The sequence below is a fragment of the Paenibacillus rhizosphaerae genome (assembly GCF_014192015.1).
Lineage (GTDB): Bacteria > Bacillota > Bacilli > Paenibacillales > Paenibacillaceae > Paenibacillus_AQ > Paenibacillus_AQ rhizosphaerae.
Map to the genome: position 1 here is coordinate 24,434 of NZ_JACHXJ010000006.1, position 14,430 is coordinate 38,863.

Consider the following 14,430-nt stretch of genomic DNA (forward strand, 5'->3'; position numbering starts at 1 on the left):
CTCTACCGCCCATCGCCGCCCTTTATGGAACGGCAGCCGCGCTCTCGACGACCCCCTTCGGCGCCGTGTCCCCAGGCTCCGCAGGAAACGTCAGGGTGACCGTCGTTCCAATCCCGGGGACGCTGTCGATGGCAAGGCCGTACGGCTGCCCGTAATACAGCTTCATCCGGTCGTTGACGTTCTTCACGCCGGTTCCCCCGTTCTCGGCCGACAGCAGCTTTGCAGCCTGGACAGGGGTCATGCCGACGCCATTGTCCGTTACGCTCAGCGTCAGGATGCCCTCCTGCCGGTGCGACGCAATGACAAGCCGCGGAGTTTCCTCGGCCTCCGGATGGGTGAATCCATGCTTGATCGCGTTCTCCACGATCGGCTGCAGCACGAAATGAATGATTTTCAAATCCGCCGTATCTTCTTCCACTTGAAACTCCACATCAAAATCCCCGTCGTTCATGACGAGCTGCAGGTCCAAATACGCCCGGATATGCTCGATTTCGTTCGATACCGTCGCCATATCCCTGCCCCCGTTCAGGGTCGTCCGGTAGAACTTGGCCAGCGTCGATACCATGTACCCGGTTTCCAGGTCCCGCTTCTTTTTGGCCCGCCAGTGTATAAAAGACAGCGTGTTGTACAAAAAGTGGGGGTTGATCTGATTGATCAGCCGCTGGTACTCGCTCTGCTGTCTGGCGATTTCCGCCTGGTATACCTGGTGGATCAGACTGTTGATGCGCCCCAGCATCTTACCGATGCCGTTCGTCAGTTCCCCGAACTCATCCCGGGAAGAGCTCTGGATGACAACGTCCAGGTTGTTCTGCTCCACCTTGTCCACCTTGTTCTTGAGATGGATGATCCGCCTTGTGAAGTTGTTCGACACGATATAGATCAGGAAAAAGGCGACGAGCAGGCTTAAGGCAATGACGAGCAGGGTGATTTTGAAAAACGTCAGCGCGTTGACATACGCATTCGCATTGGACAGATAATAATGGATCGTCCAGCCGTTGCTCTTCAGCGTGCGATCGAGCCGGGTGGCCCCTTGCGCGGGCGCCTCCGCCATCTGTTCACGGAAAATCGGCTGGTGCTGCGGACCCTCAATCTGCACGGTAATATGATCCGACAGCTTGTCCATATCCGAGAAAATGCTGTCGTAATTGACCGAGATCACCATGTAGTTGCTATCCTTCAAATTGCTGATCAGCTCCTGCACCAGGTAGACGTGACTGCCGTCCACCACCCAATGCCTGCCCCGGTACCCTTCGAACCACGGCTTTTGCTTCAAATCGCTGAGCGGCAAAATGTTGTCGCGGATGCCGAGCAAATCCCCGGACGTATAGAAGGTAATGCCCTCGATATTGTCGTCCATCGTCTTCGTATTGGAAATGAGCGGATCCATAATATCCCGGAAATCGAGGAACATCTCGAAGTAGTTGCCTCCATAGTTCCGGGTGAACAATTTCGAAAAGTCGCGGTTCAGCACGATAAATTCGCTCAGCGTATTGTAACGGTTGATTTTATAATCGAGAATGTTCGCCACCTGGTCCAGACTGGCCGCGGCTTCGCTCTTCAGCTCCTTCATTTGGATACGGTAGGACTGGATAAAGGCAAGAACGCCGAGCAGCAGAATGGGAATCAGGGCGATAAAAAGGTGGGACAGCAGCAGCTTGTTTCTGAACCGGATATCATTGAACCTGCTTTTGATCCAGTGAAGCATGGGCATTCCCGCTCTCTCTATACTGTAATGGGCTGACGCCGTAATTGGTTTTGAACAGCCGGCAAAAATAAGAGGTGTTGTCGATGCCAATGAACGCCGCGATGTCGTTAATTTTCATATTGGAGTTCAGCAGCAGATGGCCTGCCTTGCGAAGGCGGAGGTCGGTCAAATATTTGGAGAAGTTCATCCCAGTTTCTTTCTTGAACAAAATACTCAAGTATCCTGGGGACAGGTACACCTCATTGGCCACCTCCGTCAGGGACAGGTCGCGCTGAAAATGATCCTTCACGAACTCCTTCACCTGGCGGATCACCTTCGATTCCTCCGATTCCACCTCCAGTTCGCCGACATGGGGGCGAATCCGCGTAATCTCCTCCATCACCTCCAAAAATTCCTCGGTCACAAGCGGCTTAAGCAGATAATTGACGACGCCCAGCTTTATGGCGGTTTTCGCGTATTCGAATTCGTCGTATCCGCTGCAGATGACGATTTTGAGATTGTCCTGCGTTTTTTTCGCCAGCCGGCCGAGCTCGAGGCCGCTCATCAGCGGCATTTTGACATCGGTAATCAAAATATCGATGGGGTGGCGGTTCAAAATATTTTCGGCCGCGCGGCCATTCTCGGCTTCGAGCACGTGGAACGGGAACCGGTATTCTGATATCAAATCCTTGATGCCTTCTCGTTGAACATGCTCATCGTCTACTACAAGAACATTAAACATCGTACGGACTCGTCTCCTTATGAGCTAATAATATATGCGGATGCTCCGCTTTAGCGATGCAATTGATGGAAGTGATTGATATATTAGGTATGTCTGCTTTTATTGCATTATATCATATGAAGTGAAAGTGCTTTCAATAAATTGTTGGTAGTGGGATAGGCATGCCCATCCGTAAGACGAGAAAAAGAGCGCCGGCTTGATCGCCAGCGCCCGTAACCTGTGCATTCGGGACAGTTTTTCCGAAATGGCTGCAGGTAAATTTTTCAAAAAAGTGATCCTATATCAATCTATCGGCTCATCCATTTCCCGTTCGTGAAATCCGGAATTGCCACCGGATGCCCTCCGAGCGCGATTGACTCTTCGGAAAGGGCCGAGATGCTCATCCAGGCTGCCATATCGTACACATCAAGCGGCGTATCCGTGCCGTTCTTCACACATTCGATAAATTCGGAGTAGACCAGCCAGTCCATGCCTCCGTGACCGCCTTTTACGCCTTCGCTGATAAATTTCTTCCAGATCGGATGCTCATACTGCTCGCGGAAAGAATCGGCGTTGCCCCACTGGCTTTTCCAGTCAAAGTGGTGCTCGTCATGCTGCCCGTCGATGTAAATGGAATGGTTCTCCTCCACATACATCCCCTTGGTGCCCCGGACTGTGAACCCTCTGGAGTAGTAGCGGGGCAGCGTCGTGTCGAGCGTGATCGTGATCGTTTCGCCATGGGCGCACTTGATCACGGTGGTGACGATATCGCCCTGCATGAATTCGGTCTGGGCAAGCGCCGAATCGGCGCCTCTCTCCCGGACGACGTATTCATGCATGCCTCTGGCCTTAGAGGACATGGATACGAGGGATACCATCCGGTTGCCGTGGTTGATGCCCAGGATTTGGGCGATCGGGCCGAGCTCATGCGTCGGGTAGTTTTCACAGTTGCGGTGAATATAGTTATTTAGGCGATAATGCCGGTTTTCGATGCCATAGGCAATTTCTTCGCGCAGATCATGATGGTAGCCGCCGGCGCAGTGAACGATGTCGCCGAATACGCCCTGCTTGACCATGTTCAGCACCATCAGTTCTTCCCGTCCGTAGCAGCAATTCTCCATAATCATGCAGGGCACGCCGGTGCGTTCGTACGTCTCCACCAGCTTCCAGCACTCCTGCACCGAATAGGCGCCGCCGACTTCGCTGGCCACGTAAATCCCCGCTTCCATGCATGCAGCGGCAATATGAATATGATCCGCCCAGGATGCGCCGATAACTACGGCGTCCAGCCCCGGCAGAGCCACAACTTCCTGATATTTGGTCGTTACCAGCGGTCTGGCGGTTCCTGTCTCTTGGACATAGCCGGCCGCCTCCTCGCAGCGGTCTTCATACAGGTCGCAAACCGCGACGACGTCAACATCTTCCATATGCAGGATGATTCCTCTCAGCAGCCCCATGCCGCGTGCGCCGAGACCGATCATTCCAACACGCACCTTCTCCTTCACCCTCGATCACTCCTCCAAATATTTGGTTGTTTTGGCTGTGAACAATGCAGTCCATCCTTGGCTGTTTTATGGACTATACAAGCATAGTTCTCTATGAAAAGGGTTATTCCTTCTCCAAATTTTACGAGTTTTTTGGATAACGATCACAAGGGAACCGGATGACCTATTCGTCCGCCGGATCCGGAGGACTATATTGGGCAAAATCCATAAAAAAAGACCAAAGCCATCGTTTCGGCTTTGGCCTTGGTATCACAAGTTGATTCATGATTATTTCACCGTGGACGGTTCGGTCTTCTTCAGATAGGCGCGCCAGGTGATGCACCACTGCCGCGGATCATCCAGGGACGATTCGTCATTGCGGTGAACCGTGCTGGCATGAGGAGCCGTTCGGACCCTCTCGGGAGTCGTGTACGCTTCATTTGAAATATGCTCCAGTGCCTGAATGTACTCATCAAGATCCTCCTTGGAGTACGATTCGGTCGGCTCAAGCGTAAACGGCTGCGGCACGATATATGGATGATGGGACGTCCAGTAATGCAGGCCGAAGTCGCACATCCGCCGGGTAATATCTTCGGTTGTGACGCCGGTATCGTCGGTCAGCTGCTTCCAGCTGTAGCGGACCTGCTCCAGGCGGCGGCCCTTGATGTAGGGTGCGCTGGCCCCACGGATCTGCAGGATTTTGTGGTACAGATAGTTATTGTTCAGCACAGCGATCTGCGCGACATCCTTCAACCCTTCCGCGCCGAGGCTGAGAATCCACGCGTACGCGCGGAGCACCGTCTGGGCGACGCCGTGGAAGCTGCGGACCTTGCCGATGCTGTGCTCTCCCTGCTCCCGCAGGACATAGCCCACGTCCGCCGCCTGATCCACCAACGGTCCCGGCAGAAACGGCTTCAGCACATCGGTCACGCCGAGCGCGCCGGTGGCCGGCCCGCCGCACATATGCGGCGCGGCAAACGTCTTGTGCAGGTTAAAGAAGCACATGTCAAAGCCCGCTTCCTTCGCGCGGGTAATGCCGAGCAGGCCGTTGGCATTGGCCTGGTCATAATAGCAGACCCCGCCGGCGGCATGCACCACGTCCGTAAACTCGCGGATCCGGTGGTTATAAATGCCGGTGTCCTCCGGGTTCGCCACGACGAAACCGGCGGTCCGTTCGGAAACCGCAGCTTTCAGCTTCTCCAGGTCCGGGAATCCGTCCTCGTCCGGATGGAGGGTGATGATCTTGTAGCCTTTGACGGCAGCGGTCGCCGCCTGGGACGGGTGGGAGAAGATCGTCGTAATGATCTCATTGCGCTTCTCCCCCTCCCCGCGCGAATCATGATAAGCCCGCACGATGGAGGCCATGGCCAGCAGCGCTTGGGTGCCGCTGCTCGGCTGGAAGCTAAAAGCGCCCATACCGGAAATCTCCCGCATCGCGAGGTCCAGATGATGATAGACTTCCAGCATGCCCTGCACCGTGCTCACATCCTGCAGCGGATGGAGCTCGGTCATGCGGGGATTGCGGATCAGCATTTCGTTGATCCGCGGAATGTATTTCATCGTGCAGGTGCCCTGCCCGATTTCGACGTTCAAATCCGAGCCCAGCGTCTCCTGGGAGAGGCGCAGGTAATGGCGCAGCACCTTGGCCTGGCCGATCTCCGGCAGGGCCGGCGCCTGGCTGCGGCGCATATTCGCCGGGATGGCGTCCTGCACGCCTCCGGCTTCCGCCGTAACGGCCGGTTCGGCCTGCGGCGGAATGACGCCCCGCTCTCCCGCACGGTGCAGTTCAAAGATGACCGGCTCATCCCATTTGGCTTGGTGGAACTGGCGGACCTTCCGGTCCCTGACAATCCGTTTCATGGCGTCTGCTCCTCTCCTGATGCTCCGGCCGCCGAGGTGCCCGTGTCCACGATGGCACGGACGGCTCCGGCCAGGCGGTCCAGATCCGCCTGGGTATGAATTTCCGTGACGCAGTACAGGGCGCACTGCCCCCACTCGGGATAGCTTGCCGTCAAATCCTTGCCGCCGAAAATCCCTTCATCAAGCAGCCGGCGGTTGATCTCGGCCACGGTGAGTCCTGTTCCGTTAAAATCGACAACAAACTCCTTGAAGAACGGCGTGCCGCCAAAGCGCAGGGATACGCCTGGAATCTTGGACAACCGAAGGGCTGCATACTTCGCCTTCTGAACGATCGTACCGCCCACCTCCTGCATGCCGCTTGGTCCCATCAGGGCCAAATAGACGCCGGCCGTAATGCCCCACAGGGCGGTCTGCGTGCCGACGGATTCTTTGCCCTTCTCCCGCAGCGCAAACGAGGTGCGCTCGTACGCAACGTCGCCGAAGCCGTACTCGCCCTCCACTTCCGTCGGAACGATGCCGAACAGCCGGGACGGATATTCCATGACGAACTTCTCTTCGTCGCGGGTCGCGATAAATCCGGCCTGTCCCCCGCCGTAGTTCATATGCATGCCGAGCGGCTGCAGGTCCCCGCAGACGATGTCCGCGCCGTAACGGGCCGGTGGCTCCAGCACGCCGAGGGAGATCGGGTCCACGCCGACGATCGACAATGCCTGAGCGGCATGGGCGAGGCGGGAAATGTCAGCGCCTTGGTCTTCGATCATGCCGAGATACCCCGGATTTTCGAAATAGACGGCGGCGGTGTCCCCATCCAGCTTGCGCTGCAGGTCGGCAAGATCCATCTTCCCGGTGGCCGGGTCGATCTCCACCATGCGGATGTTCATAACCGGCGTGCAGTAATTGCGGATGATGGCGACCTTATCCGGATCGACCGAGCGCGGGACCAGGGCCGTACGGCGACCGGTGATGCGGCCGGCCATGCGGATCGCCGTGGACGCCGCCTGCGCCCAGTCAAAGGTCGGAACGTTGACGACGTCCATATCCACCAGCTCGGCCAGCAGGCTCTGATACTCGAACAGCGCCTGGAAGCGGCCGTGATCCTCATAAGGTTCGCCGGCATAAGCCGTCACAAATTCGGAGCGCTGGTTAATTTCGTCGCAGACCGTCGGAATAAAATGCTGCCAGCAGCCCGCCCCCAAAAAATTCAAATAATCCGCGCCGTGCTTGTTCTTGGCGAGTATGCCTTCGATATGCCGGCGCAGCTCGTATTCGTTCATGGCCGGCGGGAGGTCCATCTCCCGCTCCAGCTTCAGGTGATCGGGAATCGCGTCATGCAGCTGATCCAGGGAAGTCAGTCCGATTTCCCGCAGCATGGCGTCCCGGACTTCCGGGACGGTATTCGGTATATATGGATGGGCATATGTTCTATGATCTGCCAAAGTTAACGCCTCCGTTCTGTAAAGAATGAACTAAAGATATGAATATGCTGTGAGCCTCTAACGGGCCGCTATCGCAGGAAGTTCGATGCAAAACTTTAGTTCCATCTCTATGGTTGAAAAAAACGATACTCTTTGAGGTCAAGCAATCCCGCCGCCGTCGACGACGAGCACGCTGCCCGTGACCCAGGCGGACAGGTCGCTCGCGAGAAACAGCACCGCATTCGCGATATCGCGCGGCGTGCCGAGCCTCTCGAGCGGGCGTCCCCCGGCGGAGGCGACGAGGAAAGCCGCCTCATCCTGCTGCAGCTGCTTGGCTTCGTCCCGAAGCAGCGGCGTGTCCGTATCGCCGGGCGATACGCAGTTGACGCGGATGCCCGCCGGCCCATGGTCGATCGCCATCGCCCGCGTCAGGTTCACGACGCCGGCCTTGGCGGCGCAGTAGGCCGCGGCTCGGTCTCCGCCTTTGAGACCCCAGCCGGAGCCCGTATTGATAATGCTGCCTCCGCCCCCCCGCTCCATCACCGGAATAACATACTTCGAGAGGAGGTAGACGCCTTTGAGGGACACATTAAGTACCAGATCCCAATCCCGCTCCTCCAGTTCGGTCACGCTTTGGCGGCGGATGACGCCCGCATTGTTGAACAGAATGTGGATGCCTCCCAGATCGGCAGCAATTTCAGCCGCGGTCCGTTCGCAGTCCGCGGCCGAGGTGACGTCGCAGCGCCGGAAGGTGGCCAAGCCGCCGCCAGCACGGATGCCTGCGGCAGCAGCCTCCCCGGCCGCCTCGTTAATATCGATCAGCACAGCGTGAGCGCCGAAGCCCGCCAGGAGCTCGGCGGTGGCCAGGCCGATGCCCGAGGCTCCCCCGGTCACGACCGCCACTTTCCCCGACAAGTTCAAAACGTCCTGTGTATTAAGCATCGTTCTCCTCCTTAAGTGGGTATCGCGCGGCTTCCCCGATCATCTGCCGGCTCAGCCGCTCCGGCGCTTGATCCTCCGCCAAATACGGCTGCAGCAGCATCCGGAACCGGAACGGTTCGGGCTTCACCGCATGCTCCGGTGCCTGCGCCGGACCGCAGCTGTTGCTGCCAAGCCCGTTCTGACGGTAGTCCAGATTCAGCGTCATATAGTCGCGCGGCTTGAGCTCCGTCATGTGCTGAGCCTGCTCCAGATCCTGATCCGCGTACCGCCTTGCGCTGAACTCCAGCACAGGCGAGCCTGCGGCAAGCAGCCCCATCCCCGCGCCGTCCGCAATCGAGACCCATCGCACATCGGTGCGGTTGCCGTTCTCCTGCGGATACACGTACGGCGTAAACAGACCGTCCACCGTGCTCCGGTACACGCCGAAGCGTCCGGCTTCCTTGCTGTCCGAGTAGCTCTCCCCGGGACCGCGGCCGTACCAGGCCACCCGCTCCAAATCTCCCGGGAGCTGCAACTGCAGCCCGATCTTCGGCAGCATCGACGGCGGCGTGCCGATCGGCGATCCGGTTACGTCCATAATGATGAGCCCGTCTGCCGTCACCGTATAAGACGTCTCGCAGCGGAAGCCCCAGTCATATACCGGCGGCGCGATCCGCGAGGACCAGGCCAGCCGGACCGCGTCCGCGCCAAGCCGCTCCCAGCGGAAATCGTCCACCCGCTCGGTCAGCCGGTCCAGGTGCGCCTTCCGCCAGTCCGCCAGCACATACATATCGTTGTCGATCGGCGCGCGCCAGAAGTTCAGCCGCGGGCCGCGCCGGATCAGCTCTTTGCCGTTCATCCGCAGCGAAGTGATGCCGGGTTCAAGCCCGCCGGCTTCCAGGCAGAACCGGTCGCTTGCCACAATCAGCGCATGCCCTCGTTCCTGAACGGATAGGTCCCGGCGCAGTCTCTCAGTCTCAGCGGACCGGGCTGGCTGATGCTGTGACGCCTCTGCCGGAGCCACAGCCGGAAGCGCCAGCTGCGCCCAGGCGACTTCATGCCCCTGCTCCGCCCAGCTGCAGTCGGCCGCCAGCGTGAAGCCGACGTTCAGCCACCGCTCCGTCCCGGCTTCCAGGCCGCTTTCGGGACGATCCCACGCAAAGGGAAGCGCGAGCTCCGCCGATTCCCCCGGCCCCACGGCCGGAAGGGTCAGCACTCCGCTGCGCAGGGTACGCCCGTCGGCCGTGACGCTGTAATCGGCCTGAAGATGTTCAAGTGTTATAAAGTCATACTTGTTCGTGATGCGGATGTGCCCAGCTTCCGCCCACTCCACACGAACCGGCTCAATGATTTTCTTGTATTCGATCAATCCAGGCGACGGCGTGCGGTCGGGGAAGACCAGGCCGTCGAGACAAAAGTTCCCGTTGTTCGGCACGTCGCCGTAGTCGCCGCCGTAAGCGTAATCGTCACGCCCGTCGGCCGTGCGCCTGCGCAGGCCGTGGTCGATCCATTCCCATACGAAGCCTCCCTGCAGGCGGGGAAACTTCTCGAAGGTATCGAAATACGCCCGCAATCCGCCGGGGCCGTTGCCCATCGCATGGGCGAACTCGCACAGAATATGCGGCTTCGGATGGTCCGTCAGCTTCCCGAAGCCCTCCATCTTCTCCACGGAGGAATACATCGTGCTGACGATGTCGCATACCTCCGCTTCCCGGTCCTCTTCGTAATGCACGAGGCGCGTCGGATCGTTCGCCTTGCACCACTCGGACATGGCGCGGAAGTTGCAGCCGAAGCCCGACTCGTTGCCGAGCGACCAGAAGATGACGGAAGGATGGTTTTTATCGCGCTCCACCATGCGCCGGACGCGGTCGACATAAGCTTCCGTCCAGGCGGGATCGTCGCTGAGGCGCGAAATGTTCCCGAGAGGCTCAAACCCATGCGCCTCCAGATCCGTCTCCTCCATCACGTACAGTCCGTATTCGTCACAGAGTTCATAGAACCGCGGATCGTTCGGATAATGAGCCGTTCTGACGGCGTTGATATTGTGGCGCTTCATCATCAGAATGTCTTCGCGCATCGTGGACAAAGTCACGGTTCGGCCGGTATCCGGGTGATGGTCATGCCGGTTGACTCCTTTGAGCAGGATCGCCCTGCCATTGACGAGAAATCTGCCGTCCTTCACTTCGACCTGCCGGAATCCCGCCCGCTGCGCGATGATCTCGGTCTGACTCCCGCGTGCATCCGTTACCGTGATCAGCAGATGGTACAGAGCGGGATGCTCTGCGCTCCACAAAGCCGGATGGGCGACAGGCAGCCGGACTTCCAAGATACTCATGCCGTTTGTCACCGATTCATTCGCAGAGGCCGCTTCCTGCCCCGCGGGATCCAGCAGCCGCAGCGCGACACCTCCGTCCGGTTCAACCCCTTCCAGGTCGAGCCGGACGGCCAGCACCCCCTGCTCAAACTTTGCGTCCAGCTCGGTCACCACCCGGTAGTCGGCGACGCGGATCGAGGCGGGCTCGGCGATCAGGTAGACGTCCCTGAAGATGCCGCTCAGCCACCACATGTCCTGGTCCTCCAGGTAACTGCCGTCCGACCACTGATATACGCGAACGGCCAGACGGTTGATCCCCGGCTGTAAATAAGGCGTAAGGTCAAACTCCGAGGTCAGCCGGCTCCCCTGGCTGTAGCCGACGAACGAGCCGTTCAGCCACACATGGAAGGCGCTGTCCACGCCGTCGAATTTGACGGTAATCCGTCTTCCCTGCCAATAGGGCGGCAGCTCGAATTCCCGGATGTAGCTGCCTGTTGGATTGTCATTAGGTACTCGGGGCGGATCCACCGGAAACGGGTAGTCCAGGTCCGTATAATGCGGGCTGCCATATCCCTGCAGCTGCCAGTGTCCCGGCACCCGGATGTCCGCCCAGTCCCAGCCGGCCAGCGCTTCTTCCCGAAAGTCGTCCGGCGCCAGCTCCGGCCTGGGTGCATAGTGAAATTTCCAAATGCCGTTCAGCGATTGAAACCAGGGCGAGCTTCCGCGGTCGCCGCTCAGCGCCCCTTCGGCGTCCGCATAAGGAATGAAATAGGCTCTGCCTTTCATCCGGTCTTTTTCCATCACGGCGAGATCGTTCCAATCCCGGGGCAGGTTCGTGTTGTGCATGCTTTCCCTTCCTTTCTCTCTGGATGCATCTCCTCACTTGATCGGGAGAGGCGTCAGCCTTTGATGCCCGTGCTCGCAATGCCGCCGACGATATAGCGCTGTGCGAAGAAAAAGATGGCGAGCGGCGGAATGGAGATCAGGCAGGTGATCGCCATAATCGACTGCATATCCACGCCGTACATGCCCTTGAACTGCGACAAGCCCAGCGTCAGCGTGTATTTGGTCTGATCGTTCAGAAAAATGAGCGGTCCGAGGTAATCGTTCCAGCAGTTCATCATTTGGAACACTGCCACCAGGATGAGCGACGGCCCCATCAAAGGCACGATCACCCGCATCAGCACGGTTAGCTTGCTGGCCCCGTCAATCGTAGCAGCTTCATCTAATTCCCGCGGTAATGTCATAATGAATTGTCGCAGCAAAAAAATAAAGTATGCGGAGCCGAACCAGGACGGAACGATCAGCGGCTTGAGCGTATTGATCCATCCCAAATAATTGAACTCCATATACTGCGGGATCATCGTCACTTCCCACGGAATCATCATCGTGGCCAGCACGATCAGAAACAGCAGGTTCCGTCCTTTGAATTCGAACCGTGCGAAGCCGTAGGCCACAAGCGTACAGGACACCAGCTGGCCGAGGGTGGATAGCACCGTGACGATCAGCGTGTTTTTCAAAAACAGATTAAAGGGCTGAATATTCCAGGCATCCGCGAAGTTGCTGAATCGGAAGACGGACGGAATCCATTTGGGCGGAAACAGATACAGCTCCTGCGGAGACTTGAGCGCAGTCGTAATGGCCCAGAACAATGGAGCGATAAAGAGCAGAGAAAAGAGGATCAGCGCAAGATAGCTCAGCGTCTTCTTCATCATGCCCGGCCTCCTTTCGCCGGCTTCGGTTTCTTCTGCGGTCCGCGCTTCATTTCGCCCTCGTAGAACACCCATGCTTCCGACGACTTGAACACCAGGAACGTCAGCGTCAGCACGATCAGGAACATAAACCAGGCGTTGGCGGCGGAGTAGCCCATTTTGAAATACTTAAATGCGTTCTCATACATGTACATCGCGTAAAAATACGTCGCCTTCATCGGCCCCCCGCCCGTCAGGAGCAGCGCCAGCGTCAACTGCTGGAACGCCGCGATAATCGACGTGATCAGGTTGAACAGAATCGTCGGGGTGATCATCGGAACCGTGACGCTGACAAACTGCCGAAGCTTGCCTGAGCCGTCGATGGAGGCGGATTCGTACAGGTCCTTCGGGATGCCTTTGAGCCCCGCCAGAAAAATCAGCATCATCGAGCCCTGTCCCCACAGGCTGGCGACGACCATGGCGACCAGCGACCAATTCGTGTCGTTCAGCCAATCCGGCCCCTGAATGCCGAAGACCGACAGAAAGTAATTCAGGATGCCGTAATCGCCGCTGTACACCCAGGACCAGATCATGGCCAGCGCCACGCCCGAGATAACAGAAGGGAGGTAGAACGCCGTGCGGAATATTGCGCTGCCCCGAACCTTCTGGTTGAGCAGCATCGCAAGCCCGAGGGCGACGACGATGTTCAGCGGCACGAACAGCACGGCGAATTTCAGCGTTACCATCAGCGATTTCCAGAACAGCGGATCGTCGGTGAACATTTCCACGTAGTTGCCGAGCCCGATAAACGTCACTTTGCCGACGATCGGCCAGTCAAAGAACGAAATGACGAGCGAAAACAGCAGCGGTCCCAGCGTGAAAACCAGGAAGCCGAATATCCACGGAAAAATGAAGAGGTAGGGAGCAGCCCCACCTCGTCTGCGTTTCTTCAAGGCCTTGAGGGCGGCTGACTGTTCCCGTGCCGGGTGGAGGTAGGTTTGAGCCATTCTCAAAAACCCTCTTTCTTCAGGTATTATTTCATGTAGCGCTCGCTGTCCTTCACGGCCTGGTTCAGCACATCCTGGGCATTGCTGCCGTGCATGACTGATTCCACCGCGGCGGAGAGCTGCCGGTTAACCTCGTTCCACTTCGGATTCAGCAGGAATGCCGGCGTGTTGTCGGAACGCTCCAGCATCGTGTAGTACGGCTTGTAGAGCGGATCCTGGTCCTTTTTCAGCTCATTGACGACGCTTTGACGCACCGGAAGGTCCGCTACCCGCATTTTGATCGACGCATCGGATACGTAGAACTTGATAAACTCCCAGGCCAGATCCTTCTGCTTGGAGTCCTTCGCGATCGACAGCGCCGATTCAGCCAGCACCCCTTTGACCGGTTTGCCCGGGAAGGCCGGCATTTCAACCGTGCCTACGTCGACACCTGCCTGACGGAACGATTCCAGCGGCCAGATGCCGCTTTCCCACATGGCGATTTTACCTGCCTTAAAAATGTCGTCGCCGCTCTGCTGCCCTTTCCCGCCGGTCAGTACGGCCGAGCCGTTCTTCAACATGTCGCCGAACATCTGGATCGCCGCAGCGGTGTCCTTGCTGTTCATGTAGCCGTCGATCGTCTTGCCGTCAGGGGAAATGAACGAGCTGCCGTTGCTCCATACGAACCCCTGCAGATCGTAAGTGTCGTTCTCCGCACGGACGCCGAAGCCGTACTGCTTCTTGGATTTATCCGTCAGCTTTCCGGCCATCTCCTGGAATTCGGGCCAGGTCCAGCCGTCCTTCGGATACGGCACGCCCGCCTCGTCAAACAGCTTCTTGTTGTAATACACCACCCGCGTCGTAAAGCCCGCCGGAATGCCGTACAGGGTACCGTCGATTTTGCCGTAATTGAACAGGCCCTTGTAAAAGTCGTCAATATTTAAATCCTTGTCTTTGTCCGCATAGCTGTCCAGCGGCTCCAGCGACTGGTGATAGGTCGGAAAATCCCACATGTACATGACGTCGGGCGGATTGGCGGCGCCGAAGCCCGCCGCGAGCTTCTGATCAAAGCCGTCCGCGTAAGCCTCCACCTGCACCTTCGTGCCCGGATGGCTCTCTTCGAACTTCTTGGCGATGTCCTGCTCAATTTTGAGCGCATCCCCCGTATCCCAGGTCGCAAAGCGGAGTGTCTTCTCCGATCCGGAACCGCCGCCCTGGCCGGCTGTTTCGGCCTTGCCTCCGCTGCCGCCGCATGCCGACAGGGACATCATCAACGCCGCTGCAAGAACGATAAGTGAAACCTGTTTTTTCAAATTGTCAGCTCCTCCCGCGAATGAGGCATATCATTTTTGAA

General features: G+C 58.0%; 10 protein-coding genes. All 10 read right to left on the reverse strand.

The window, feature by feature from the left end:
- Window positions 1-22 precede the first annotated feature (22 nt).
- The 10 genes from FHS19_RS27940 to FHS19_RS27985 all read right to left on the reverse strand — a co-directional run bounded on the left by FHS19_RS27940 (window position 23) and on the right by FHS19_RS27985 (window position 14,347).
- Complete coding sequence (locus FHS19_RS27940) at window positions 23-1,705, reverse strand: sensor histidine kinase (protein WP_183585338.1); 1,683 nt, start codon at window positions 1,703-1,705, stop codon at window positions 23-25.
- Complete coding sequence (locus tag FHS19_RS27945) at window positions 1,674-2,426, reverse strand: response regulator transcription factor (protein ID WP_183585340.1); 753 nt, start codon at window positions 2,424-2,426, stop codon at window positions 1,674-1,676. The genes FHS19_RS27940 and FHS19_RS27945 overlap by 32 nt, the downstream gene beginning before the upstream one ends.
- 287 nt (window positions 2,427-2,713) lie before the next feature.
- The gene (locus FHS19_RS27950; protein WP_183585342.1) at window positions 2,714-3,910 is read right to left on the reverse strand and encodes a Gfo/Idh/MocA family protein; all 1,197 of its coding nucleotides are present in this window, start codon (window positions 3,908-3,910) and stop codon (window positions 2,714-2,716) included.
- Window positions 3,911-4,177: 267 nt separating this feature from the next.
- Complete coding sequence (gene gcvPB / locus FHS19_RS27955) at window positions 4,178-5,749, reverse strand: aminomethyl-transferring glycine dehydrogenase subunit GcvPB (RefSeq protein WP_183585344.1); 1,572 nt, start codon at window positions 5,747-5,749, stop codon at window positions 4,178-4,180.
- On the reverse strand, window positions 5,746-7,185 hold the full coding sequence (gene gcvPA, locus FHS19_RS27960; protein ID WP_183585347.1) for an aminomethyl-transferring glycine dehydrogenase subunit GcvPA: 1,440 nt from the start codon (window positions 7,183-7,185) through the stop codon (window positions 5,746-5,748). Before gcvPA ends, gcvPB begins: the two co-directional genes overlap by 4 nt.
- 138 nt (window positions 7,186-7,323) lie before the next feature.
- A complete protein-coding gene (locus FHS19_RS27965; RefSeq protein ID WP_183585349.1) occupies window positions 7,324-8,106 on the reverse strand; it encodes an SDR family NAD(P)-dependent oxidoreductase in 783 nt (260 codons plus the stop codon).
- A complete protein-coding gene (gene lacZ / locus FHS19_RS27970; protein ID WP_183585351.1) occupies window positions 8,099-11,245 on the reverse strand; it encodes a beta-galactosidase, LacZ type in 3,147 nt (1,048 codons plus the stop codon). Before lacZ ends, FHS19_RS27965 begins: the two co-directional genes overlap by 8 nt.
- 53 nt (window positions 11,246-11,298) lie before the next feature.
- Window positions 11,299-12,111 carry a carbohydrate ABC transporter permease gene (locus FHS19_RS27975; protein WP_183586250.1) on the reverse strand — a complete coding sequence of 271 codons (813 nt, stop codon included), beginning with the start codon at window positions 12,109-12,111 and terminating at the stop codon, window positions 11,299-11,301.
- Complete coding sequence (locus FHS19_RS27980) at window positions 12,111-13,097, reverse strand: carbohydrate ABC transporter permease (protein ID WP_183585353.1); 987 nt, start codon at window positions 13,095-13,097, stop codon at window positions 12,111-12,113. The genes FHS19_RS27975 and FHS19_RS27980 overlap by 1 nt, the downstream gene beginning before the upstream one ends.
- Window positions 13,098-13,123: 26 nt before the next feature.
- Window positions 13,124-14,347, reverse strand: a complete 1,224-nt coding sequence (locus FHS19_RS27985; RefSeq protein WP_183586252.1) for an ABC transporter substrate-binding protein — start codon at window positions 14,345-14,347, stop codon at window positions 13,124-13,126.
- Window positions 14,348-14,430: the final 83 nt, after the last annotated feature.